The following is a 24,273-nucleotide window of genomic DNA, read 5'->3' on the forward strand; positions in this document are numbered from 1 at the left end:
CTTTCACCATTAGACTGGCAATTTAATTTCTTTATGCTCTTTTGATTCTTTATATAGAACAATAATATTACCGATAATTTGTACAAGCTCAGCATTAGTTCCTTTAATAATTACGTCCGCAACTGTATCTTTGTCTTCGTCACAATTTTGAAGAATACTTACTTTTAGTAATTCTCTTTTTTCCAAAGCTTCATCTATTTGCTTTATCATATTTTCATTTACTCCACCTTTCCCAACTTGGAAAATCGGATTAATATGATGAGCTAGTGATCTTAAATAACGTTTTTGCTTTCCTGTCAGCATAACTTTCCTCCTAAGTGTTTCATAACTATTTCCGACATACGGTTTGCATCGGGTGTTTGTCCAGTCCATTTTTCAAATGCAAGTGCACCTTGGTATACAAACATCCCTAGGCCATTTTGTGTTTTTGCGCCTCTTTCTTTAGCCTCTTTCAACAAAGCTGTTTCAAAAGGATTATAGATTATATCAGAAACAAATGCATCCTGCTGAATATTTTCTAAAGACAACGGACTTTCAGAAAGATTTGGGTACATCCCAATAGATGTAGTTTGTATAATAAGCTGATATTGTTCTAAATTTTCCTCTGCCTCTTTTAGGGAGATTGCATTGGAATTACCTTCGTACGGGCAATCATCGATTAATTGTTTAGCTTTATCCACGGAACGATTTCCAATATCAATATTTTTCATTCCCTTTGACAATAATGTGTAGAAAATTGCCTTCGCTGCACCACCTGCACCAATTATTAAGGCTTTTTCATTCTTAAAGTCCTCTTTCCAATCGGCCTGTAGCGCTTTAATATATCCGATTCCATCCGTGTTATATCCATGGAACTCATCGTTTATTCTAACAACTGTATTAACCGCTCCAATTACTTTGGCCAATGGGTCGATATAATCTAAAAATGGCATAATCGTTGTTTTGTGAGGGCTTGTCACATTAAAACCTTCAACCCCTATTGCTTTCATACCCTTTACTGCATCATGCAAATCTTTTCCCAAAATATGAAAAGGATGATAATGTGCTTCAATATCCAATTTTTCAAATTCCTGGCTTTGCATGACTGGCGACATTGATTGAACAATTGGATCACCTATAACTCCATACAATTTAATCAAACCAATTCCCCCATTGATCTCCTTTTTATATTAAAGATTTTCTGATAATAACATTTACACCTCTCGGAACATAGGCAGCTACTTTTGCCCCTGGCTCGTTAACAGTTACCCAACCTAAACCGGAGAACACAATATCCATTTTTCCTTCTTTAATCATGAATTCGTGCCTGACTAGTTCCGGAAAATGATCAAGTTCATCTTTTCTTGGCGGTTGTAACATTTCTCCTACATGGTTTTGATATAAGTCGTCAGCATTCTCTAATTTGGTTCGATGGATTAACAAATCATTTGATAAATAACAAGTAAATGAACGACGTCCTCCTTTTAAATAGTCGAACCTTGCTAATCCGCCAAAAAATAACGTTTGCTCTTCATTCAATTGAAAAACTTTAGGTTTAATTTCTTTCTTCGGTGTAATAATTTTCAAATCATTTTTATGAACATAATGAGCCATTTGGTGATGATTAATAATTCCTGGAGTATCAATTAATGCTTTGCCATCATCAAGTGGAATCTCAATAATGTCCAATGTTGTTCCTGGGAAATGTGATGTAGTTATTACATCTTGTCCTCCCGCTACTTCCTTAATGATTCGATTGATAAAGGTTGATTTTCCAACATTGGTACATCCAACAATATAAACATCTTTTCCTTTCCGGTAATATTCAATTTGTTCAAGAGCTTCCCTTATTTGGCTGCCCTTAGCTGCACTGACAAGAAGTACATCAACTGGCTTTAAACCAAGCTCTTTTGCTTGATTTTTCATCCATTGAATCAATTTATTTCGTTTTGCAGATTTCGGAAGCAAATCCACTTTATTTCCTACTAGTAAAATTGGATTATTACCAACAAAGCGGTGTAATCCTGGAAGCCAGCTACCATTGAAATCAAAAATGTCTATAATTTTAACGATTAAACTATCAGTTGAACCAATCTTGTTTAATATATTTAAAAAATCCTGATCAGTCAGTGAGACGTCTTGCACTTCATTATAATGTTTCAAGCGAAAGCATCTTTGACAGATAATCTCTTCTTTTTGTAAAGATGAAGGAGGTGCATAGCCAATTTCTCCAAGGTGTTCGGTCTGTATTGCTACACCGCAGCCAATACAGCTTATATCATGTTTACTCACTTTTCATCCTCCCAATCAATTAGCCCTTTTCGTTTAAAATTTGCCATAATTCGTCTTTCAATCGTTCGATTAAAACGAGTGAAAAAACCGTCCGAATTTGCTACGGGTATAACAAGAATTGTATAAAACCCCGCTCGATTTCCCCCAAGTACATCCGTTAATAACTGATCTCCAATAATGACTGTTTCGTCTTTTGTTGTTTCCATCATTTGAATAGCTTTTCTAAATGCAAATCCAAGAGGCTTTCTAGCCTTATGAATAAATGGAATTCTTAAAGGATCTGAAAATATTCTTACTCTTTGCTCATTATTATTGGACACAATTGTAACTTTAATGTTATTACGTTTCAATTCCTCTAACCAATTGATTAACATTGGAGTAGCATTTGGACGATCCCATTCCACTAAAGTATTATCCAAATCCGTAATAATCCCTTTAATTCCTTTTGCTTTTAAATCTTGAGCCTTAATGTGATAAATGCTTTTAACATATTCACTTGGCAAAAACTTTTTCAACAATCTTCTACACCTCATTACTTGTTCTGTAAGATAAATTTATCTTATCTAATTTTTGTCAGAATCGCATCTTTTTTCATATCTGAGTGATATTTTCACTTTTTATTATTGAATATTTCTAAAAGAATTTTTCGACATTTATCTACTTTGCAAAATCTGTGGATAAGTTTATACACAAAATAAGAGCCATTACGACAACACTCAAGTTATTTACCAACATTTTACCCACAAGTTATCCACTAATTCATGTGGATAAAGGAACGCTTGTTCCACAAAGTTTATTCTGGTAAAGTGAGGATAATAAAAGGGATAACTTAACAATCTATTCTAGAACTATCCTTTTTAGAACAAAATCTTTGATTGTTGGGGGTGAAGCTGATGAAAAAGTTATCTGATGAACTTTTACTCGAATCATATTATAAGGCTAAGAATCTAAAGCTAGGCTCTGATTTTATTCAGCTTATTGAATCTGAACTTCACCGGCGATCGTTAGTAAAAAAGACATCTTAATAATATCTAGGAATTAAAATAGCGCCTAACTTCTTGGCGCTTTTTGTATTCAGCAAAAAAGATAAGTTTTTAAAGTTTATATTTTTAACTTCCACTGTTGCTGCAAAACCTGATGTGTAACTGCTCGTGGTAACAACTAGCAACGCTAATAGTAAACTGAACAGATTATTTTTGCTACATACCTTTTCTTGCAGAGGAGCTAGCGATGTGTTTTCCCAATAAGTAAGAAAGAACAATATTTTTTATGTTTAATTAATGAACTATAGCTTCTGGTACCCTGGTAGTAACACGAACCATTATAGATTTTATTATTTATTATTTTACTTGCCCCAGTGCTTGTCCCACTCTTACCTCACTTGGTATTGGTATTTCTTGATATAGACGGAAAGAGTTTTTTTCAAATAGAAGAACCACAGTAGAACCAAATGAAAAATAAGCTACTTCTTCACCTTTATTCCATTCACGATCTTGATTAATAATTTCAACGGAGTTAATAAACATCGCACCAACCTTTACCATCGCAATTGATTTCCCATCATGCTCCAATTCAGTAACAGTTCGAAAATTTTTACTTAACGTTGAATCTCCATATTTTAGTCCTAAACGATTGACAGGATATGACTTTGACCCTAGTGAATAACGATTCATTATTTTAGCATTAATTGGACTATGAATGCGATGATAATGTGCTGGGCTTAAATAAAGAATCATATATGTGCCTTCAGCATATTTTCCAGCACGTTCACTACTACCAAGCATTTCAGATATTGAATATGTTTTATTTTTAACATATATTACACTATTTGAATCGATTTCCCCTATATCCTCTAAAACACCGTCTACCGGGCTTATAACAGAGTCCTCGTTTTCATCGATTGCTCTTATATTTTCCTTTAGCTTTCTTGTGAAAAACGTATGTAAATTTGCATAACTATTTATATCCTCCAACATTTCATCTAGATTAATGCGATAAAATTTTGCGTAAGACTTGATTAGGTGTCTGCTGAGCTTAGATTGTGTAAATTTTTTTATTAAATGTGCTGTAAATGGTCCATTTGTTAACTCTATTAATGTTCTGTATATCTTTTGCTTCAATCACTTAACCTCCCGGCAAATATTTCTTAACTTTTATGTCTAAAAGGAATATAATTTAGTATGATTAGATACAAGATGAAGGAAGGAGGAAAAAAAATGTTCCTAGTCGATGCCTTTGATCAAACAATTAGAAAATTAAAAGCACAGACGGCTAACGTCCTCACTTTGGCCAATCTAGGTTTAGGCGGATGCGCTATACTTGTAGGACTCAACGGCCAATTGCATCTTAGTCTCTTACTTATTTTTATTGCAGCGCTTGCTGATCGATTTGATGGAATTGTTGCACGCAAGCTGCAAATAGAATCAGAATTGGGAAAACAGCTTGACTCGATGAGTGATATTATCTCATTTGGTGTTGCTCCCGCCTTGTTATTATACCAAGGAATTCTTAATTTGTTTGGTTTTCCAGGTATATTTCTTACTGTTTTTTTTATCGGCTGCGGTGCTTTCCGTCTTGCACGATTTAACATCACAGAAAGCAATGGATATTTTATGGGGCTCCCAATTACTTCTGCCGGTTGTTTGTTAACACTTAGTTATTTAGCTATCCCATACTTCCCACCGAACTCATTTTTATTTATTACTTTAATCTTATCCATTTTAATGATTAGTACGTTTACATTTAAAAAAATATAATGAAGAAGCCATCTTCTCATTTAGAAGATGGCTTTTTTATAGGTATTTTCTTAAATTTATTTTTGTAAAAGCCCAACAATCGGTTTTTAGCCTTTTATGTTGGCAAATCTTTTTTTGCAGAATAAGAAGGCAGATACATTTCTAATTTTGATTTTAATAGACATTATCTTCGAGAATAGAGCTTTTTATTGTTCCTTTGTCTTTTTCAATTTTTCCTTTTCAGCACGATAAAATTCATGGAACATTTTCATTAAAGCTCTTTTTTCAATACGAGAAACATAACTTCTTGAAATGCCAAGTTCTTTTGCAATTTCACGCTGTGTTCTTTCCTTTTCCAAATTTAGACCAAACCGACCTATGATGACTTCTTTTTCTCGATCGTCCAACACATCAATATATTCCTTTACTCTTTCCAATTCCATATTTAACTGAATCGTATCAAAAATGTCTTCAGCCTCGGATTTTAATACATCAATTAATGATATTTCGTTCCCTTCTTTATCATGACCAATCGGATCGTGTAGCGAAACATCTTTTTTCGTTTTCTTTAATGCACGTAAATGCATCAAAATTTCATTTTCGATACATCTTGCCGCATATGTGGCAAGCTTAGTACCTTTTCCAAATGAATAGCTTTCAATTGCTTTGATCAGTCCAATTGTTCCTATAGAGATTAAGTCCTCCGAATCTTCTCCCGTATTCTCAAACTTCTTTACGATATGGGCCACAAGACGTAAATTATGTTCAATGAGGAGATTACGGGCTTGTTCGTCTCCATCAGCCATTTTCTTTAAATTAAGCTGCTCCTCTTCAGGGGAAAGAGGATGCGGAAAAGCATTATTCTTTACATAAGATACGAGAAAAACCAATTCCTTTATTACATAACCAATCGCCGTAAGGATACCGGACAACTCCTCACCTCCAACATCAATTATTCTTATGTTTTCATGTATATGTACAGATTGGGCTACAATTGCTTGTCTATCATAAATAACAACTTTTCCCCTTAAACATTAAAAAGATTTTATTATTCAGTAAAAAAAAACAACAAAGTTAACGAAAACATCTATAATAAAAGAAATGGGTTAAAGGAGGAAATCAATTTTGTCAGCAAATACATATGATTTAACTTGGGATTTAGATGTCTTTTTTAAAGGAGGAAGCGATTCCACTCAGTTCATACAACATTTAGAAAAACTAAAAACGGATTTACAAGCTTTTGAGGAAACAGTTGAGTCATGGGAAATACCAACAGATGCAAAAGATGATACATTGGTAGGGTTGCTCGAAAAACTTCAGAAAGTATCTCAAAATATTAGGCAGGCCGGTGCATTCGTAAGTTGTCTTCAAGCACAAAATACGAATGATTTAAGAGCGAATGAACTTAGAGGAATGGTTACAACTTTAAGTTCAAAATTTAGTACAATTTTAACTAATTTTGATGAGAAGTTATCAAAAATTGATGAGCAAATATGGAATGGTCTTTTAAATCAAGATTCACTTCAGGTAGTGTCTTTTGTCCTTAATGAAAGACGAAAAAAAGCTACTGAAAAGTTACCGAAAGAACAGGAAGCAATCATTAATGCGCTTAGCATTGACGGATATCATGGATGGGGAGAAATGTATGACACCATTGTTAATCATGTCAAAATCCCATTTGAAGAGAATGGACAAAAAGTTGAGTTATCCGTCGGACAGGCAGCTAATAAATTTTCAAACCCAGATCCAGAAGTAAGAAAGCAAGTATTTAAAGAATGGGAAAAAGCTTGGGAAGGTCAATCTGACCTTTTGGCTAATACATTAAATCACCTATCCGGATTCCGTTTATCAGTCTATAAACAAAGAGGCTGGGATCATATTTTAAAAGAAGCTTTAACTTATAACCGTATGAAAAAAGAAACGTTAGATGTGATGTGGGAAGTTATTTCCGATCATAAACAGCCATTTGCTGACTTCTTACAAAGGAAAGCCGAACTCCTAGGTGTTGATAAACTGAGCTGGTGCGATCTTGATGCTCCTGTAGGTGAAGTAAACACTACATATAGCTATCAGGAAGGTGCAGAATTTATTTTAAAACACTTCCAAAACTTCGGAGATAAATTAACAACATTTACGAAAAAAGCTTTTGAAGAACGCTGGATCGAAGCGGAAGACCGTCCCGGAAAACAACCAGGCGGATTTTGCACATCCTTCCCGGTAGACGATCAATCAAGGATTTTTATGACTTATTCTGGAACTCCTTCAAACGTTTCGACGTTAGCACATGAATTAGGTCATGCATTCCATTCATACGCACTAAAAGATACCCATCCATTAAATAGAGGATACGCTATGAACGTTGCAGAAACAGCATCCACTTTTGCAGAAATGATTGTTTCTGATGCTGCGGTTAATAATGCAGAAAATGATGACGTAAAACTCGCTTTATTAGAAGATAAAATTCAGAGATCTGTTGCGTTACTCATGAACATCCATGCGAGATTCCTATTTGAAACACGTTTTTACGAAGAACGTAAAAACGGTCTCGTTAATAAAAAGCGATTAAATGAGTTAATGGAACAAGCACAAAAAGAGGCTTATCTAGATTCATTAAAAGAATATCATCCACTATTCTGGGGCTCAAAGCTACATTTCTTTATTACTGGAGTTCCTTTTTACAACTTCCCATACACATTCGGCTTTTTATTCTCACTCGGTATTTATGCTCAAGCTGTAAAAGAAGGGAAAGGCTACGAGCGTAAATACATGGCCATGTTGGAGGATACAGGTTCTATGATGGTTGAAGAATTAGCTGAAAAACACTTAGGTGTTGACTTGACAAAGCGGGAATTCTGGGAAGAAGGACTAAAGCTTTGTATTAAAGATGTAGAAGAATTTATGGAGATGACGAGAAAAAAATAATAAGAATATGTAGACTAAAATTTTTGATATTATCCAAGCTAAAAGGACTCTCCCATTTATTTGGAGAGTCCTTCTTTTATAATAATTTGACCATTTCTAATACTAAATTTGCAGAGTTTACTGCTGCTTTATCTAAAAATTCATCGAAAGAAATGTGAGATTCTTGTCCTGCAATATCTGATAATGAACGTATGATAACAAAAGGGACATTGAATTGATAGGCAACCTGGGCAATTGCAGCAGCTTCCATTTCAACTGCTTGGAGCTTAGGAAACTTATTCCGAACAAATTCAACTCGAACTGGATCATTCATAAATGAATCTCCTGTTGCAATTAATCCCTTTACCGCTTGAATACCTTCAATATTTCCAACAGCTTTTTGAGCTGTTTCGATTAATGAAGAATCTGCAAGGAAAGCAGGAGGCATTTGAGGTACTTGACCATATTCATAATCAAAAATCGTTACATCTACATCGTGATGACGGACCTCTGTAGAAATAACTAAATCCCCAATCGTTAAATCAGGATTATAACCACCGGCTGAACCTGTATTTATGATAATATCCGGTCTGAATTTTTCTAATAGTATTGTAGTAGACATTGCCGCATTGACTTTCCCAATACCTGATTTAAGTAATACTACCTCCTTATCTCCGATAGAACCTGAGGTAAACTCACAGCCTGCTACTTCAACCACTTGTTTATCTGATATATACTCACGCAAAAGTGAAACTTCTTCTTCCATTGCGCCAATAATGGCTATTCTCAAAATCATAACCTCTTTTCAATTCTGTTAAATTATCTTCGATCATTTTCAATTAATTTTTTTACCTCAGTGGGTTTCCAGCCCTGACCGTCTACCCATTCAATATAAACCTCATATGTATCTGGGCTTCCTTTTGCTGAGACAGTTAAAACTGACTGTGTGTCTGGATTTTCTCCACGTCTTAACCACCACGTTGTCATCGATTCAACTTGAGTATTAATCGCATAAGCAGCGGCTTTTTCTTTTTCATTCCAATCCACAGAGCCCATTTCATACGACGATTGGTGTCCATTTGTTTGTTCTGTTCCAACTGGCTTCCAATCATGGTTAATTATTACTTTCTCTACATTAGGTTCATTGCTCTCATTCTCAATAACTCCAGAATTGTCGGTTTCTTCTTCTGTATTTTGTGGCTCTTTCTCATCCGTTTGGTCCTTTGAATTCTCATTCGCTACTTGATCTGGCTGTTTTTGTTCATGATTTACTTCATTTTTCGGAGTTTCTTGAACATCTGCCTGTTGAGTCTTAGACTCACCAAAAAAAACATTCTTAACAACAATAATAATTAGTATGACGACGATAGCTATCAATGTATTTAAGATAATGTTGGTCTTTCTCCGTTTAGCTCGTTTTTCTGAACGCGATTCTATCTTGTTAAAATCAATGGACACAAAATCCCCTCCATTTTCAATTGACATTATCATAACACGGATGAAGAAAAACGTGAATAAAAAAGCTAAATATGGGTCCCAAACTGATAATTCTCCACCCATGTCTTATGCTCATAGGTAACAAAAATACGACACTCAAGTGATATGCTATTTGGAACCAATCATTAAGATTTACACTCCCTAGATCTAACATCAGTCTTGTGTTTTAAGTGATATTCACTAATGTTTTTTTGACTTATGAGATCTCACTCTAAAGTAATACAATAACATATATTAATTACTCTTGAGTAGAGATTTTAGCATTAACATTTTCTTCTCGATTTTTATCATAAATCATGTTAACGATATCAGCAAAAAGAGGGTTAATGCCCCCCTGATCTCCGGGTACTCCTAAATTCACAACGACAAGAGCGTATTTGGGATTTTGAAATGGAAAGTAACCAGCGAACCATTTATTGTGAAGCTGAATATCATCTTTTTTTATACCCGTTTCTGCTGTACCACTTTTGCCTGCAACTTCATAGGATAATTGTTGAAAAAAGCTCCCTGTTCCTTCATTATCTGTTACAACACTCCGTAACAATGATTGTAGTCTCATTGCAGCAGAAGTCGAAATATGGTCACCCTTTACAGTTTGTTCTGGGAAATGAAAGAGGATTCCTCCGTCTGCATACTGAATATCTGTAACTGCTCGTACAGCTTTTCTTTCCCCACCCCTTGCTATGGTAGCCATCATATTAGCTACACCAAGAGGCGAAACACGAACCTCATGCTGACCGATTCCAGTTTGGCCTATATAATTTTGATCTTTTCTACTTTCATCAGATGTAAAAATCCTTCCAGGTGCATGTGTAATCTGTTTAAAATCTTTTACATAATAAACATTGCCTTCCCATCCAGAAAACCCTATTAAACCAAGATTTTCAGCATATTTTTCCAGAACGTTAGGGTGATCTTGCTGTACTCTAACTGCCAGTTCTGCAAAAGTTTTATTGCAGCTTCTTGAAAAACTTTCTTCTAAAGGCAACATTCCTAAATCTCTTTCTGCCGGCTCCCCTCTTATGTTAAGAGAACAGTTAAATTCCTCCTTGTTATCTACTAAGCCTTCTTCAATAGCTGCAGCCGCTACAACCGTTTTAAATATCGATCCTGGAATATGCTGCTCAAACATCATGTTTACTGAACCTTCGTCCGAAAATGGATGTTCTCGATTTAATGATGGTCTTGAAGCAGATGCTAAAATATTTCCTGAATTAATATCGAGAAGCAAAGCACCACCCTTTTCAATTTGGTGTTTGTCTAATAATGTTTCTATTTCATTTTGAAATTGCCTGTTAATTGTTGTTTTAATCATCAACGGATAATAAGGATTGCTTTGTCCGGAGTATTTTACATCAATTCCAAATAAAGGTGCTCCTTTTCCATCAACATGAAAAATAAGCTTGGAAGGATGTTCAGCAATTAAAAATTCATCAAAATCTTTTTGCATACCGGAAATGCCTATTTTTAAAGAATGGTAACCCTTTTTGTCTGGATACCTTTTCCAGAACTCATCTCTATTCTCACCAATTAAACCAATAAGTTGACTAGCAGGATTATTTTCAGGTAAGTATTTTTTTCTGATTGCAAATAATCCAGGTATATTCATTTTTGTTACATAATTCGCTTGAATTGGTGTTATTTCACGATAGATTATCGGTTTTTTGGCGTTATTTATTACCCGATCTATCTCTTCTTTCGAGACATTTATTATTTTTGAAAGCTGTTCTCGGTCCCAATTTATATTTTTTAGAAAGGGAAACAAAACAAGTACTGTTTTTTCATCATATGATAGTGGATTACCTTCGTTATCTAAAAACTGCCCTCTGCCATCATCAATTAATACTTCCTGGGTTCGTTGCTTCACACTTTCTTTTAAAAGATTGACATGATGTTTCGAAAAACTTTCTGTATGAAAAAGTTGAACTTGCATGAGTCTTGAAAACAAAAGTAATAGCACTAATAAGATACTTGAAGATAGTAGTCTAACTCGTCGTCTTCGCATAAAAACCACCTCAAAACCATTCTTGCCTAGTTTTCTAATTCAGATAACAGAATTAAGGTAGTTTTTACTCGTATTTCGGTATCCGCTCTTCGTATTACTTTCAGCATGTAACATAAGACTATTAGGTGCTTTATAGCTTAGAAAGATTTCTCATGAAAAGCCTCTCGCTTATGGAATCCTACTTACTCACTACAAAACAACATAGTAAAAATTAAAAACACGATTCCATCAAAATATGGAATCGTGTTCATAATGTTAATTAATTGAAACGAGACGAACCTTCATTTCTCCACCTGGTGTTTGCACAGTTACTTCTTGCCCTACTTTATGACCTAATAAACTTTTTGCAATTGGTGAATCATTTGAGATTTTTCCTTCAAATGGATCAGCTTCTGCACTGCCTACAATTGTATATGTTTCCTCGTCACCATCTGGTAACTCAACGAAAGTTACTGTCTTACCAAGAGTAACGATGTCTGCATTCATTTCATCATCTTTTATGATCTTTGCGTTTCTAATCATATTTTCAATTGTAGTAATTCTTCCTTCTACAAATGCTTGCTCTTCTTTAGCAGAATCATATTCGGAGTTCTCCGATAAATCTCCAAAACTGCGAGCTATTTTTATACGTTCTACCACTTCTTTTCTTTTAACAGTTTTTAAAAATTCTAATTCCTGTTCAAGTTTTTCTTTACCAGCTTCAGTCATAGGAAATACTTTTTCCGTAGCCAAATCCCTTCACTCCTTTTATCAGATACGTTACTAATTAGTTTGTGTATGTAATACATGATGACGCGCCTCTATCAGGCGCGTCATAGTACATATAATAGTATCTATGCTATCGTATTACAAAAATGACTTTTGTTCAAGAATAGTTTTAATCTTTGTTGCTAATAGATCGATGGCGACGTGGTTTTGTCCCCCTTCAGGAATAATAATATCAGCATATCGTTTGGTTGGTTCTATAAACTGATTGTGCATTGGACGTACAACATTTAAATATTGAGAGATAACCGAGTCAAATGATCGCCCCCGCTCTTCCATATCTCTAATTAAACGGCGGATAATACGCAAATCAGCATCTGTATCTACAAATATTTTTATATCCATTAAATTGCGCAATCTTTCATCTTCTAATACTAATATTCCTTCAATTATGATAACATCTTTCGGTTCAACATGTATTGTCTTATTTGACCTAGTATGCTGAGTGTAATCATAAACCGGCTTTTCCACTGCTTCATAACGCAAAAGTTTTTCAAGATGGTTATAAAGTAGCTCATTGTCAAAAGCAAGTGGATGATCATAATTTGTTTGAAGACGTTCTTCCATAGGAAGATGTCCTTGATCTTTATAATAGTAATCTTGCTCAATGACCAGTATGGAGTGACCTTTAAACGTTTCATAAATTGAATTAGTAACACTCGTTTTACCAGAGCCTGAGCCTCCAGACACCCCAATGATTACTGGTTTCTGGTCCATCTTACAGACCCCCAACATTATTTTTTTTACTGATGGCTAATCCATCGCCAACGGGAATTATAACAGTAGTAAAATCCTTTTGCTCAAAAACCCATTTGTTAAATTGCTTAATTTTTGAAGCAACACTTGATAAACGTTTATTTTCAGATGTATTTTCATTAGCTACTAGGCCTTTAAACAGCACATTATCCGTGTAGATACAGCCATTCTCTGTTAAAAGATCTTTATACATAGTAAAAAACTTTGCATATTGTCCTTTAGCGGCATCAATGAAAATAGCATCATACGGTCCGTGTTCAGCTACTTGTTCATAAAGATCCAAAGCATTTCCTTGTATCACTGTTACACGTTCTTCCATATTGTACCTTTTAATATTTTCCTTAGCTTGAGAAAATCTTTCATCGTCCATTTCTAAAGTGACAATATGTGTATTTTGAATTGTATCAGCCATTCTGAGGGCTGAGTATCCAATTGCCGTACCAATTTCCAATATCCTTTTAGGATCTTGAATTCTCATAATTTGTAACATCGTCTCAATCCCGGTTGATTCCATAATAGGTACACGATGCTCCAATGCAAATTGCTCCAACTCTTTAAAAAATAAGTTTCTCTCTGGAAGATATGATTCGAGATAACTTGTGATGGAATCGTCCAAAAAATGAACCCCCTATAGTCTAATCTCTTTTATTGGTTATATACTTTTCCTTTAATGCATTATGTTCTTGAAGCGTTTTAGAATAATGAACCGTTCCTGTTCCATACTCAGCAAGGAAATATAAATATTCCGTATCGGCTGGATTTAAGGCGGCCTCTATTGATGATTCACCAGAATTTGCGATTGGTCCAGGCGGTAGCCCTTTGTGAATATACGTATTATAAGGAGATTCGACTTTTAAATCCTCTAATAACGTTCTGTCTTTATGTTTCCCAAGTGCATACAATACCGTCGGATCGGTTTGAAGCGGCATTCCAGTCTCCATACGATTATAGAAAACACTTGATATATTATTTCTGTCCGCCTTTTCAGTTGCTTCCTTTTCAATTAATGAAGCCATTGTCAGAAGCTCGTGTACACTCATTGCCTTTTCTTCCATCATTCCTGAATATTTTATAATTACTTTATTCGTCTGTGAAAGCATTTCACCAATGATTGATTCCAAAGATGGTTTTTCCTCGTAAAAGGAATAGGTTGCAGGATATAAATATCCTTCTAATGGATGTTTAATATTTTCATTTAAAATGTCATCTGTCAATATTTCTGGATATTTTTTCATAAGTTGTTTAACCATTTCTGGATCATCTAGCTTTTTTAGGATATCATCTGATGACATTTCCGTATGCTTGGCAATAATTTTTGCAATTTGATCTAGTGAGAGCCCTTCAGGAACCGTCATTTTAAAAATCGCTTCCCTAACAAGCTTACCCGTTTTTAAAGTTTCCGTTATTTCATTAAGAGTCATTGATGGAGAGAACTTATAATTACCTGCTTGAAACCCGGAAATATTATTGAATTTAACATAATATTTAAAGATAGTCCCATTCTTTATGATGCCCTTTTTCTCAAGAAGCTTTCCTATCGAAGTCGTAGAGGATCCGATAGGAACGTCCACTTCAGTCAGCTTATTGTTATTTGCATCAACTGGCTCTAATGCAGATTTGACATAATTGTAGCCAAAAAAAGCAACTCCACCAACAGCAAGTAAAGCAATTAAAGTAATAATTGCTACAATTCTTCGTATGATTCTCGCCTCGTTTCGTCTTTCTAATAGGTTATTTCTTATTTTAGTTTTGAAATCAAGTTTATTTGTGCCACGGCTTTCTTTATCTGCCACTTTGGCAATCCCCCTTTAAATCACGCACTAGATAGATTTCTCCATTTTACCTTGTTCATTATACTACATATTGCACTATTTTTAATCGAAAAATGAAGAATTGTAGAATTACATACTAAATAAAAATGCCAATCCTTGACTCAGGATTGGCATTTAAACATTTATTCTTCCTCTTCTTCATCTAAAAATGTGTTTAACATTTCTTCGATCATATCCCATTCTTCATCCGTTTCAATTGGCTGTAAATTACCTTCTTCCCCGCCTTCTTCATTAGGGGAATAGGCTGAAGCATGGATTTCAATTTCATCTTCTTCGTCTTCTTCTGCACCAACTGGGAAGTACAGTACATATGATTTATTAAATTCTTCGGAATCAAATGTAAAAAGTACTTCGTAAAGCTGTTCATTTCCATTTTCATCAATAACTGTAATGTGTTTTTCGTTTTCCATTAAATTCACCTCGTAGGTTGGCTGTCGAGATATCCTTGCAATATCATCGCAGCTGCCATTTTATCAATTACTTTTTTCCTTTTTTTTCTACTAACATCGGCTTCCAATAAAATACGTTCGGCAGCCATAGTGCTTAGGCGCTCGTCCCAAAGTTTGACAGGGATGCTGAAAAGGGATTCTAGACTTTTAGCATATTCTTGTGAAGCCTCACCTCTTGGTCCAATACTGTTATTCATATTTTTCGGCAGACCAACAATAATTTCCTTCACATCATATTCTTTAATTATTTCACCTATTCGCTCGAATCCAAACCTTTTTATCTTTTCATCAATGGCAATTGTTTCAATGGCCTGTGCTGTCCAACCCATTTCATCACTAATAGCCACTCCTACCGTCTTTGATCCAACATCCAGGCCCATAACTCTCATATATTATCCCTCACGATGTTGTTTTAAATACGATTTCACCAGTTCTTCGATGATTTCGTCACGTTCCAGCTTTCTCATGATATTTCGTGCGTCATGATGCCTTGGAATGTATGCGGGATCTCCAGAAAGCAAATACCCAACAATTTGATTTATTGGATGATAGCCTTTTTCTTGAAGAGCTCCATATACATGAAGCAACACTTCTTTAACATCATGTTCCAAAGGATCTTCTTGATAATCAAAACGCATCGTTTTATCAAAAGAGCTCATTTACAACACCTCTCTTAAGACGTACCATTTACAGATAGGCCTGATTGTACAAATATTATCTTCATTGTACATGATTTAGAGTTTAAATCAAACGGATTTGACCCATTCAGTGACAAAGCCTAATGCAGAATCCAATTGTTCAGGATTTTTCCCACCAGCTTGTGCCATATCAGGGCGACCACCACCGCCGCCGCCACAACGTCCTGCAACTTCCTTAACTAGTTTTCCGGCGTGATAGCCTTGGCCAATTAAATCCTTCGTCACTGCAGCTATAATATTAACCTTATCATTCTGATTTGAACCAAGAACAATAATTCCAGAACCTATTTTCTGTTTTAAATCATCAGCCATATTTCGAAGTGTATTCATGTCAGACGCTTGAACTTTTCTCGCTAAAACCTTAATTCCATCAACTTCTTCAACATATTGGAGCATATTTCCTGCTTCAATATTTGCAAGTTTTGAGGACAATGATTCATTTTCTCGTTGAAGTTCTTTCATATCAGAAAGAAGTGTTTCTGCACGATGAACTAAATCTTTTGGCTTCGTTTTTAAAATATCTGCTGCTTGATGAAGCCTCATTATTTCTTCATTCATTACATTGTAAGCACCTTTGCCTGTTACAGCCTCAATTCTACGTGTACCTGCGCCAATCCCACTTTCGGAAACAATTTTGAATAGACCAATAGAAGAACTATTAGAAACATGGCAGCCACCACAAAGCTCTAAACTATAATCTCCAACTGATACAACGCGGACGATATCTCCATATTTTTCGCCAAACAAAGCCATAGCGCCCATTGCTTTTGCTTCTTCGATATTTTTACTTGCGATAGACACTTGAATATTTGCCCAGATCTTTTCATTCACAATTTGTTCAATTTTTTCGATTTCATCTTGCTTCACTTGACCAAAATGTGAAAAATCAAATCGCAACCTTTCAGGACCAACGTATGAACCAGCTTGGTTAACATGGTAGCCAAGGACATCCTTTAATGCTTGATGGAGCAGGTGCGTAGCTGTATGATTTTTTTCTATTTTTCTACGATTTTCCTCATTAACCTTTGCATGTACTTGAATTCCTTCATGTAAAGTTCCTTCTTCGATAATTACGGAATGAAGATTTTGCCCATTTGGTGCTTTTTGAACATCTGTTACGAGTACTTTTAATCCATCTGCGGTAACGTAACCTTGATCAGCAATCTGCCCACCACTTTCAGCATAAAATGGAGTATTTTCTAAAATGAATTCCACTTTCTCTCCCGCTTCAGCAGTTTGCACACGCTCTCCATTTTTTATGATTGCTTGAACTTTCGTATCGGTTTGCATGTTTTCGTAGCCAATAAAAGTACTGCTTACATGTAAATCCCCAAGAATTCCACCTTGAACATGCATTGATTCTGTATCCTGCCGAGCCAATCTAGCACGTTCGCGTTGTTCATCCATAGCTTTGTCAAAGCCCTCATGATCTACTTTCATTTTTTCTTCTTCAGCATATTCTTCTGTCAATTCAATAGGGAATCCATATGTGTCATATAGTTTAAACACATCTGAGCCATTGATGACATCTTTACCTTCATTTTTTGCTTTTTGAATAATAGATGAAAGGATCTCCAGTCCATCATGCAATGTTTCATGGAAACGTTCTTCTTCATTTTTAATTACTTTTTGTACAAAATCAGATTTCTCCACAACATTTGGGTAGAAATCCTTCATAATTTCGCCTACGACTGGCACTAGTTTGAACATAAAAGGTTTATCAATATTAATTTGTTTTGCATATCTTACTGCTCTTCTTAAAAGTCTGCGCAATACATAGCCGCGTCCTTCATTAGAAGGTAATGCACCATCAGCTATCGCAAATGCAACTGTACGAATATGATCAGCAATTACCTTAAAAGCAACGTCAGATTCTGTATTAACCCCATAGGAAGAACCAGATATTTTTTCTGTTTCACGAATAATTGGCATGAATAAATCTGTGTCGAAGTTCGTTGGTACATTTTGAATAACAGATGCCATTCTTTCTAGGCCCATACCGGTATCAATATTTTTCTTTGGTAGAGGTGTATATGAACCATCGGGATTATGGTTAAACTGTGAAAATACTAGGTTCCAAATTTCTAGATACCTTTCATTTTCTCCACCAGGATAAAGTTCCGGATCTTCAGGATCATTTCCAAACTCTGGACCACGATCATAAAATATTTCTGTGTTTGGACCACTAGGACCTTCCCCTATATCCCAAAAATTACCTTCAAGACGGATAATTCTATCTTTAGGAATACCGATCATATTGTGCCAGAAGTCAAACGCTTCATCATCTTCTGGATGTATTGTGACTGACAATTTCTCCGGCTCAAAACCAATCCATTTTAGACTAGTCAGAAACTCCCAAGCCCATTCAATCGCTTCTTTTTTAAAATAATCGCCAATAGAAAAATTTCCCAGCATTTCAAAAAAAGTATGATGTCTAGCCGTTTTTCCAACATTTTCAATATCATTCGTACGTATTGATTTTTGTGCATTTACAATTCGAGGATTTTCAGGAATGACCCTTCCATCGAAATACTTTTTTAGTGTTGCCACACCACTATTAATCCACAATAACGTAGGATCATCATGGGGAACAAGAGAAGCACTAGGTTCTATTTTATGACCTTTTTCCTTAAAAAAATCTAAATACATTTGTCTTATTTGAGCACCTGTAAGATTCTTCATAATAAATCCTCCTAATTTAGATAAGCGTAATTTGAAGAAGGTAGTGTCCTAGATAGAATATAACTAAAAAAATAAAAAGCCTCACCCCTAAACAGGGGCGAAGCTTATCGTACGCGGTACCACCCTGATTCAAAAGTAAAGGAAATCTTACTTTTATCTCAGTACCTTAACGCGGTTAACGGCAGGGATTAGCTACTCTCTGGATTGGCATATGTTATTCTTCATCTAGAATTCCTTTCAGCCTGGGAAATTCCTCTCTTAAGATGGACTATAACAATTAGATCCTTCTTCAATTTACGAATAATTCATTTGTATATTGAGATTATAGATAACTCGTGATTCTTTGTCAACGGTAAGTCTGTCTTGTTCTAATTAAATGGTCCCTAGAATGAATGATAGCGATTTTAATAATCGCTAAAATAGGAACGGAAACAATCATACCAATAATTCCGAATGCTTCTCCACCAATAATCAGAGCAGCAATAATAAATAAAGGATGCATATGTAGTGATTTCCCCACGATATAAGGTGATAATATATTTCCTTCAATAAACTGAAGAACAAAAACAATCACACCTGCAATGATCGCCAATTTAACAGAAGACATTAATGCTATTGCTACTACTGGAAATGCACCAATAAGTGGACCAAAATAGGGTATAACATTTGTTATAGCGATGACAATACCAAGTAATATTGGGTACTGCAATCCAATAATGCTAAAAGCGATAGCAGCTGCAGCACCAATAATCACGCAAATAAGAAGCTGACCTCGCAAATAACCGCCTAAAGATTCATTAACAGAATCTAGAAACTGAACTCCGTTTTTTCTCCATTTCTTCGGTGTCAAATACCAACATGCTTTTTTAATCACGTCTAAATCCTTAAGTATATAGAAAGAAATGAAGGGCACTACCAATAAGATGAGAATGAAGTCAAAAAGTTTCATAATAGCTTTCGTTGTTTTTTCAATTAGCTTATTGAACCATTGCTCTATTTCGTTTATCCGTTCATCAATTTGTAATTGAATCCCTTTAGGGAAATTTGAAGTTGATGCTTCTAAATGGTGCATCCATTCGCGATACTGATTTAAGAACACAGGAAGTTGCTCCGAAAATTCCTTCATTTGTTTTATAAACATAGGGATTCCTAAATAAATTGCATAACCTACACCGCCGAAAAAAAGCAGATATATAAGTAATATAGCGAGATATCTCTTCAAACCCAAACTTTCTATTTTCTCTACTAAAGGGTGTAGTAGATATGCGATTAGACCACTTAATAAAAATGGAAGAAGACCAATCATTAATGTTGTAAGAATAGGTTTCCATATCGGTCTTAATAATAAAAAACAATAAATAATAATAAAAATAAGCAACACAATAATTAAACGGTAAACAATCTGGAGATGGCGCTGGCTCACAAAAATTCCCCCTCCAAAATAGTTTTCCGATATGTAAAATTTTTATCCATTAAGTACAGCGCAAGATACTACATAACCTTCAATTTTCAAGTAGACAAAAAGTCTATTCATCGACTTCTATAGCATGAATCAATCGATTACGGACAAATACTTTTGTAGTTATACAACATCGAAATTAAATTTAAAATATAGAAATTATTTAGAACATATGGTTTCATTCTTTATACTAAAGAAAACTGCCCCTAATAGGGACAGTTTCTCTAGTTAAATCAGCTCAGTTTTCGTTCCTGTTCGTTAAATAAGTCATCTAATGAACTCAATGAGCCATCTTCTTCTACTTGATGTGTGTGTATCAAACGATTCCCAACTGACAGTTCTATGAAACAGTTCCAACAATAATATTGATTGATGCCTATTTTACCAAGATCCTTACTTTGGCAATTCGGACACTTCATCATGGGATTTGCCACCTCGCAACTTAGTTACCGACACGATGATGGCATCTTTTCCAATCTTTGGTGGGTGGGGAGTTCTGATTACTCGTTTTCCTTGAGTTATATCAGAAAAGAAACCATCCGTCAGCTCATACCCTACGATTGTGCCCATTTCTTCCATAAAATATACATCATCTAAGAGCCCAAGATGAACTCCGTTTTGAGATAATGCATTTTTCTTAATAAGTGGCTTATCGTGATTCATCGTATATTCTGACGGCATCCCTATATATTTCGTTAGAATGTCCTTGTTTTCAAGCAGTATCCCATCTTCTCCAAATGAACTTATGTTCTCAATTGGAATCTTTTGTTTTTTACTTAACAAACCTTTACATTGAAGTAAAAGATCTGATACTTTTCCGTTATCTTGAATGACAATATCACAAACTTCGCCTAGTAAGTCTCCGTTTGTATCATAAACAGGCATCCCTTTTAAAAGAGAAAATGTCCGCAAAGAATCCCCTGCCTTTCCGAACATTTATATTTTCCTCATCAATCCAAAAAATCATAAGGCGAAACATTTTCCATGCCGATCATTGGATCAATAAGTAATATTGTTTCCTCTTTCAAGAATTCCTGTTGTTCCATTTGTAAAGTGTTCGAATCAGAAACTAATTTTTCATATAAAGATGTTTTTCTTATTAAGTCATCCTTCCGTTCTACACCTGTACGAAATGCGCTTTCCTCACCGCATAAAATTAGAAATTGTTTACTTCGAGTTATGGCAGTGTAAAGTAAGTTTCTTCGCAGCATTCTATAGTAACTGCGAACGACAGGAAGAATAACGATAGGAAATTCACTACCCTGTGACTTATGAATCGAACAACAGTATGCATGTGTAATTTGATTTAAGTCTCCCCTTGTGTAGGTTACTTCTGTTCCTTCAAATGAGACGATAACCATGTCCTGATTTTCTGTGTTTTCTTTTGCATAGAGAATCGAAATAATTTCTCCCATATCGCCGTTAAATACATGTTGTTCAGGTTGATTTACAAGCTGTAATACTTTATCCCCTATTCTAAATTTCACATCACCGAAAATAAGCTCTTTTCTTTTTCCATCTTCATTTGGGTTATAAATTTCTTGAATTATTTTATTTAAATTATCAATTCCAGCGGGTCCCCTATACATAGGAGCAAGAACTTGAACATCTTTTGCTGGATATCCTTTTTGTTTTGCATTTAAGACAACTTTTTTTATACAATCGCTGATTTGAGCTGTTTGACATTGTATAAAAGAACGATCTTTTTGCTGTTTTACGATATCAGAAGGAGTTCTGCCATTTTTTATTTCGTGTGCAAGTTCTATAATTGAGGATCCTTCCTCTTGACGATATATATCTGTCAGTTGAACAGTTGGAACAATATTCGATTTAATTAAATCCTTTAATACTTGTCCAGGACCTACTGATGGAAGTTGATCTTCATCCCCAACGAATATTACTTGAATCGATTGTGGTAATGCCTTTAATAACTGGTGAGCAAGCCATGTATCAACCATGGACATTTCATCAATAATGACTAACTTGCCGTCAATTTCTCGAACTTCGTCAGAATCAAGTTGTTCTTGTCCTGTCATTCCGAGTAAACGATGGATGGTCATGGCAGGCAGACCTGTTGATTCGGCCATTCTTTTTGCTGCTCTTCCAGTTGGAGCTGTTAATAAAATCGGAAATGGTTCCTCTTTTTTGTATGTGTGAGGATCTAGAGATAGTCCATGTAATTCCGCATACAGTTCTACAATACCTTTAATGACTGTAGTTTTACCAGTGCCAGGTCCACCAGTTAAAATCATCATAGGGCTCGTTAAGGCCGTCTTAATAGCCTCTCTTTGCGAAGGGGCGTATTCAACATGTAATCGATCCTCTAATGAACCTAGAGCAAGCAAAAATTCTGATTCAGGAAATTGTTCAGCATATTCCTTTTGTTCCATAATTCTTTCAATATTAGTTACAATTCCTTTTTCAGAAAAATATAGGGAAGGCAAGTACACCCGCTTATCTTCGCCAATAATTTTTCCTTCCTCTTCAAGCTTAATTAATTCTGTTGCTATATTTTGAAAAGGGATGTCAATTTTCTGACTTTCTTCTAATAACAATTTAACTTTTTCAAGAATTTCAGCACTATCTAAATAAACATGTCCATTTTTCAAGCATTCTTGTTCCAAAACATATATACAACCTGCTTTTATTCGATCAGGGTGACTTCCTGTTATCCCTAGTTGACTCCCTAATTCATCTGCCCTTACGAAGCCAATTCCTTCTACATCTTCAATTAATCGATATGGATTTTTTTGAATAACCATAAGTGTTTCGTCTTTAAAAACTTGATAGATTTTCATCGATATTTGGGGACCAAAACCATATTGATTTAAACCTATCATCACCTGTTCAAGACCTTGATGCTGAAGTAACGCATCATAGAGCTGTTTAGCTGTTTCAGGAGCAAGCTTGGGAACTTCATCAAGTACAGAAGGCTGTTCAAGGATACGGGAAACAGCATTTTCACCAAGCGATTCAACAATACGTTCTGCTGTTTTTTTTCCGATTCCTTTAAATAAATCGCTCGATAAATAGGTAATTACTCCTTGCTTCGTTTTAGGCATATCTTTTTTGAAATGGTCAGCATTAAACTGGAGTCCAAATTTTGGGTGCTCCTTAAATTGACCGTAAAAAATATACGTTTCCTGTTCGTGAAGTTTGGGAAAATACCCTGTAACGACCGCCTCTTTATCCTTATGATCAATATTTGTCCCATCTATTCTTATTCGAATAACGGAATAAAAATTTTGCTCATTGTGGAAAATTGTCACAAGGTGTCTACCTTTAATATATGTTTCGTTTTCTTGAAATAAATCAAGAGAATCCTGAGCTTCCATACTTGATTCCCCCATTTGTAGCGACTATTGCCCTTTTTCTTCCGACAATTGCTCCACTAGTTTCATTCCATTTCCCGCAAGGAGATGATTTGGTTGGATTTCCAATGCTTTTTTGAAATATTTTTGAGCTTTTTTCACATCATTATGATGAGCTATATAAGCTACACCAAGATTATATAAAGCATCAGCGTGATCAGATTCAGCTTCAATTACGGTCTCTAATTGTTTTATTGTTTCTTCATAAACACTGCATCTTGCCAATGATAAAGCATATTGAAATCTCGCTTCCATATCATCACCATTAAGCTCAACACTTCTTTGTAAATAAGGTAGTGATAATTCATTTCTCCCTAGATTTACAAAGCACATTCCAAGCATATACTGGAGATCATTTGATTCTGGTCCAATTGCGAGTGCCTTTTCGAACATTCCTGCAGCTTTATCGTAAAGTTCTTTATTAAAAAATAAATTGCCATAACTATAATAAGCTGCCGAAGCTTGATCATCTATTTCAATCGCTCTTTTCAAAAATTGCTCAGCACGTTGAAGTTCACCAACTGATATTAGTACATTCGCAAAATTCACATACCCTACAGCATCTTGCGGATTTTCTTCTATCGCTTCCGTAAACATTTGAACCGCTTTTTCGACATTTCCTTCTTGTAAAAACTCAATACCTTGTAAATTTTTATCCATTTGATTCACTCCGAAACTTCAATTAATTGGATTATAACATATATACAATAAATGCTTTGAGTAATAAATTTATTATGTCTGGTTGATAAATCCCTTGTGTGAAAGCAAAGCAGCAGCCACATTATACAAGCAAATCACTGAGGAGCAAAAAATCTCTAACTTTTGACGCCCCGAGCTTCCGAACAGCGCCGT

25 protein-coding genes are annotated in these 24,273 nt (G+C 35.1%); 3 read left to right on the forward strand and 22 right to left on the reverse strand.

What is annotated here, in order from left to right:
* Nucleotides 1-9: 9 nt before the first annotated feature.
* From yhbY to MT489_RS05445, 4 genes are read right to left on the reverse strand one after another with little or no spacing between them, the layout of a single operon-like run.
* The gene (gene yhbY, locus MT489_RS05430; protein ID WP_244680458.1) at nt 10-303 is read right to left on the reverse strand and encodes a ribosome assembly RNA-binding protein YhbY; all 294 of its coding nucleotides are present in this window, start codon (nt 301-303) and stop codon (nt 10-12) included.
* Nucleotides 297-1,139: a shikimate dehydrogenase gene (gene aroE / locus MT489_RS05435; RefSeq protein ID WP_244680459.1), complete on the reverse strand. Its 843-nt coding sequence runs from the start codon at nt 1,137-1,139 to the stop codon at nt 297-299. Before aroE ends, yhbY begins: the two co-directional genes overlap by 7 nt.
* 25 nt (nt 1,140-1,164) lie before the next feature.
* Nucleotides 1,165-2,271, reverse strand: coding sequence for a ribosome biogenesis GTPase YqeH (gene yqeH / locus MT489_RS05440; RefSeq protein ID WP_244680460.1), 1,107 nt, complete (start codon nt 2,269-2,271; stop codon nt 1,165-1,167).
* Complete coding sequence (locus MT489_RS05445; protein WP_244680461.1) at nt 2,268-2,789, reverse strand: YqeG family HAD IIIA-type phosphatase; 522 nt, start codon at nt 2,787-2,789, stop codon at nt 2,268-2,270. Before MT489_RS05445 ends, yqeH begins: the two co-directional genes overlap by 4 nt.
* 375 nt (nt 2,790-3,164) lie before the next feature.
* On the opposite strand from MT489_RS05445, the gene sda reads away from it, so the two are divergent.
* Entirely contained in the window at nt 3,165-3,296 is a 132-nt protein-coding gene (gene sda / locus MT489_RS05450) for a sporulation histidine kinase inhibitor Sda (RefSeq protein WP_244680462.1), read from the forward strand.
* Nucleotides 3,297-3,611: 315 nt separating this feature from the next.
* Here the strand turns inward: sda and MT489_RS05455 are convergent, their stop codons facing one another.
* Nucleotides 3,612-4,391 carry a phosphatidylserine decarboxylase gene (locus MT489_RS05455; RefSeq protein ID WP_244680463.1) on the reverse strand — a complete coding sequence of 260 codons (780 nt, stop codon included), beginning with the start codon at nt 4,389-4,391 and terminating at the stop codon, nt 3,612-3,614.
* 96 nt (nt 4,392-4,487) lie between these two features.
* Between MT489_RS05455 and pssA the strand changes: the two genes are divergently transcribed.
* Nucleotides 4,488-5,027 (forward strand): CDP-diacylglycerol--serine O-phosphatidyltransferase, encoded by a 540-nt coding sequence (gene pssA / locus MT489_RS05460; protein WP_244680464.1) that lies wholly within the window; start codon nt 4,488-4,490, stop codon nt 5,025-5,027.
* Nucleotides 5,028-5,212: 185 nt separating this feature from the next.
* Here pssA and sigK read toward each other — a convergent pair whose 3' ends face one another.
* Nucleotides 5,213-5,938, reverse strand: coding sequence for an RNA polymerase sporulation sigma factor SigK (gene sigK / locus MT489_RS05465; RefSeq protein ID WP_244680465.1), 726 nt, complete (start codon nt 5,936-5,938; stop codon nt 5,213-5,215).
* Nucleotides 5,939-6,131: 193 nt separating this feature from the next.
* Here sigK and MT489_RS05470 point away from each other — a divergent pair, with 193 nt between their 5' ends.
* Complete coding sequence (locus MT489_RS05470) at nt 6,132-7,928, forward strand: M3 family oligoendopeptidase (RefSeq protein WP_244680466.1); 1,797 nt, start codon at nt 6,132-6,134, stop codon at nt 7,926-7,928.
* A 76-nt stretch (nt 7,929-8,004) separates the two neighbouring features.
* On the opposite strand, the gene mtnN is transcribed toward MT489_RS05470, so the two are convergent.
* The 16 genes from mtnN to MT489_RS05550 form a co-directional block, all read right to left on the reverse strand.
* A complete protein-coding gene (gene mtnN, locus MT489_RS05475) occupies nt 8,005-8,697 on the reverse strand; it encodes a 5'-methylthioadenosine/S-adenosylhomocysteine nucleosidase (RefSeq protein ID WP_244680467.1) in 693 nt (230 codons plus the stop codon).
* A gap of 29 nt (nt 8,698-8,726) precedes the next feature.
* A complete protein-coding gene (locus MT489_RS05480) occupies nt 8,727-9,467 on the reverse strand; it encodes a YrrS family protein (protein WP_244680468.1) in 741 nt (246 codons plus the stop codon).
* Nucleotides 9,468-9,642: 175 nt separating this feature from the next.
* Nucleotides 9,643-11,409: a peptidoglycan D,D-transpeptidase FtsI family protein gene (locus MT489_RS05485; RefSeq protein ID WP_244680469.1), complete on the reverse strand. Its 1,767-nt coding sequence runs from the start codon at nt 11,407-11,409 to the stop codon at nt 9,643-9,645.
* 255 nt (nt 11,410-11,664) lie between these two features.
* A complete protein-coding gene (gene greA / locus MT489_RS05490) occupies nt 11,665-12,141 on the reverse strand; it encodes a transcription elongation factor GreA (RefSeq protein WP_244680470.1) in 477 nt (158 codons plus the stop codon).
* Nucleotides 12,142-12,255: 114 nt separating this feature from the next.
* Complete coding sequence (udk, locus tag MT489_RS05495; protein WP_244680471.1) at nt 12,256-12,891, reverse strand: uridine kinase; 636 nt, start codon at nt 12,889-12,891, stop codon at nt 12,256-12,258.
* A gap of 1 nt (nt 12,892) precedes the next feature.
* Nucleotides 12,893-13,546: an O-methyltransferase gene (locus MT489_RS05500; protein WP_244680472.1), complete on the reverse strand. Its 654-nt coding sequence runs from the start codon at nt 13,544-13,546 to the stop codon at nt 12,893-12,895.
* A 19-nt stretch (nt 13,547-13,565) separates the two neighbouring features.
* Nucleotides 13,566-14,723 carry an endolytic transglycosylase MltG gene (mltG, locus tag MT489_RS05505; protein WP_244680473.1) on the reverse strand — a complete coding sequence of 386 codons (1,158 nt, stop codon included), beginning with the start codon at nt 14,721-14,723 and terminating at the stop codon, nt 13,566-13,568.
* 161 nt (nt 14,724-14,884) lie between these two features.
* Nucleotides 14,885-15,172 carry a DUF1292 domain-containing protein gene (locus MT489_RS05510; protein WP_244680474.1) on the reverse strand — a complete coding sequence of 96 codons (288 nt, stop codon included), beginning with the start codon at nt 15,170-15,172 and terminating at the stop codon, nt 14,885-14,887.
* A gap of 5 nt (nt 15,173-15,177) precedes the next feature.
* Nucleotides 15,178-15,600 carry a Holliday junction resolvase RuvX gene (gene ruvX / locus MT489_RS05515; protein WP_244680475.1) on the reverse strand — a complete coding sequence of 141 codons (423 nt, stop codon included), beginning with the start codon at nt 15,598-15,600 and terminating at the stop codon, nt 15,178-15,180.
* Nucleotides 15,601-15,603: 3 nt separating this feature from the next.
* Nucleotides 15,604-15,870 (reverse strand): IreB family regulatory phosphoprotein, encoded by a 267-nt coding sequence (locus tag MT489_RS05520; RefSeq protein ID WP_213110406.1) that lies wholly within the window; start codon nt 15,868-15,870, stop codon nt 15,604-15,606.
* Nucleotides 15,871-15,957: 87 nt separating this feature from the next.
* The gene (gene alaS / locus MT489_RS05525; protein ID WP_244680476.1) at nt 15,958-18,591 is read right to left on the reverse strand and encodes an alanine--tRNA ligase; all 2,634 of its coding nucleotides are present in this window, start codon (nt 18,589-18,591) and stop codon (nt 15,958-15,960) included.
* Nucleotides 18,592-18,937: 346 nt separating this feature from the next.
* Nucleotides 18,938-20,014, reverse strand: a complete 1,077-nt coding sequence (locus tag MT489_RS05530; RefSeq protein ID WP_244680477.1) for an AI-2E family transporter — start codon at nt 20,012-20,014, stop codon at nt 18,938-18,940.
* A gap of 269 nt (nt 20,015-20,283) precedes the next feature.
* Complete coding sequence (locus MT489_RS05535) at nt 20,284-20,472, reverse strand: hypothetical protein (RefSeq protein WP_244680478.1); 189 nt, start codon at nt 20,470-20,472, stop codon at nt 20,284-20,286.
* The gene (locus MT489_RS05540; RefSeq protein WP_244680479.1) at nt 20,444-20,986 is read right to left on the reverse strand and encodes a PRC-barrel domain-containing protein; all 543 of its coding nucleotides are present in this window, start codon (nt 20,984-20,986) and stop codon (nt 20,444-20,446) included. Before MT489_RS05540 ends, MT489_RS05535 begins: the two co-directional genes overlap by 29 nt.
* 14 nt (nt 20,987-21,000) lie before the next feature.
* Nucleotides 21,001-23,385 (reverse strand): SF1B family DNA helicase RecD2, encoded by a 2,385-nt coding sequence (gene recD2 / locus MT489_RS05545; RefSeq protein ID WP_244680480.1) that lies wholly within the window; start codon nt 23,383-23,385, stop codon nt 21,001-21,003.
* A 24-nt stretch (nt 23,386-23,409) separates the two neighbouring features.
* The gene (locus tag MT489_RS05550; protein WP_244680481.1) at nt 23,410-24,081 is read right to left on the reverse strand and encodes a tetratricopeptide repeat protein; all 672 of its coding nucleotides are present in this window, start codon (nt 24,079-24,081) and stop codon (nt 23,410-23,412) included.
* Nucleotides 24,082-24,273 lie beyond the last annotated feature (192 nt).

This window comes from Lederbergia wuyishanensis, from assembly GCF_022900255.1.
Lineage (GTDB): Bacteria > Bacillota > Bacilli > Bacillales > Bacillaceae_C > Lederbergia > Lederbergia wuyishanensis.

What these genes read in the sequence shown, in the direction of transcription:
- MT489_RS05540 (WP_244680479.1), bottom strand. Translation starts at nt 20,986, where the DNA reads ATGTTCGGAAAGGCAGGGGATTCTTTGCGGACATTTTCTCTTTTAAAA.
- sda (WP_244680462.1), top strand. Translation starts at nt 3,165, where the DNA reads ATGAAAAAGTTATCTGATGAACTTTTACTCGAATCATATTATAAGGCT.
- MT489_RS05485 (WP_244680469.1), bottom strand. Translation starts at nt 11,409, where the DNA reads ATGCGAAGACGACGAGTTAGACTACTATCTTCAAGTATCTTATTAGTG.
- MT489_RS05550 (WP_244680481.1), bottom strand. Translation starts at nt 24,081, where the DNA reads ATGGATAAAAATTTACAAGGTATTGAGTTTTTACAAGAAGGAAATGTC.
- MT489_RS05520 (WP_213110406.1), bottom strand. Translation starts at nt 15,870, where the DNA reads ATGAGCTCTTTTGATAAAACGATGCGTTTTGATTATCAAGAAGATCCT.
- MT489_RS05480 (WP_244680468.1), bottom strand. Translation starts at nt 9,467, where the DNA reads ATGGGTGGAGAATTATCAGTTTGGGACCCATATTTAGCTTTTTTATTC.
- MT489_RS05510 (WP_244680474.1), bottom strand. Translation starts at nt 15,172, where the DNA reads ATGGAAAACGAAAAACACATTACAGTTATTGATGAAAATGGAAATGAA.
- MT489_RS05535 (WP_244680478.1), bottom strand. Translation starts at nt 20,472, where the DNA reads ATGATGAAGTGTCCGAATTGCCAAAGTAAGGATCTTGGTAAAATAGGC.
- alaS (WP_244680476.1), bottom strand. Translation starts at nt 18,591, where the DNA reads ATGAAGAATCTTACAGGTGCTCAAATAAGACAAATGTATTTAGATTTT.
- ruvX (WP_244680475.1), bottom strand. Translation starts at nt 15,600, where the DNA reads ATGAGAGTTATGGGCCTGGATGTTGGATCAAAGACGGTAGGAGTGGCT.
- pssA (WP_244680464.1), top strand. Translation starts at nt 4,488, where the DNA reads ATGTTCCTAGTCGATGCCTTTGATCAAACAATTAGAAAATTAAAAGCA.
- udk (WP_244680471.1), bottom strand. Translation starts at nt 12,891, where the DNA reads ATGGACCAGAAACCAGTAATCATTGGGGTGTCTGGAGGCTCAGGCTCT.
- recD2 (WP_244680480.1), bottom strand. Translation starts at nt 23,385, where the DNA reads ATGGAAGCTCAGGATTCTCTTGATTTATTTCAAGAAAACGAAACATAT.
- yhbY (WP_244680458.1), bottom strand. Translation starts at nt 303, where the DNA reads ATGCTGACAGGAAAGCAAAAACGTTATTTAAGATCACTAGCTCATCAT.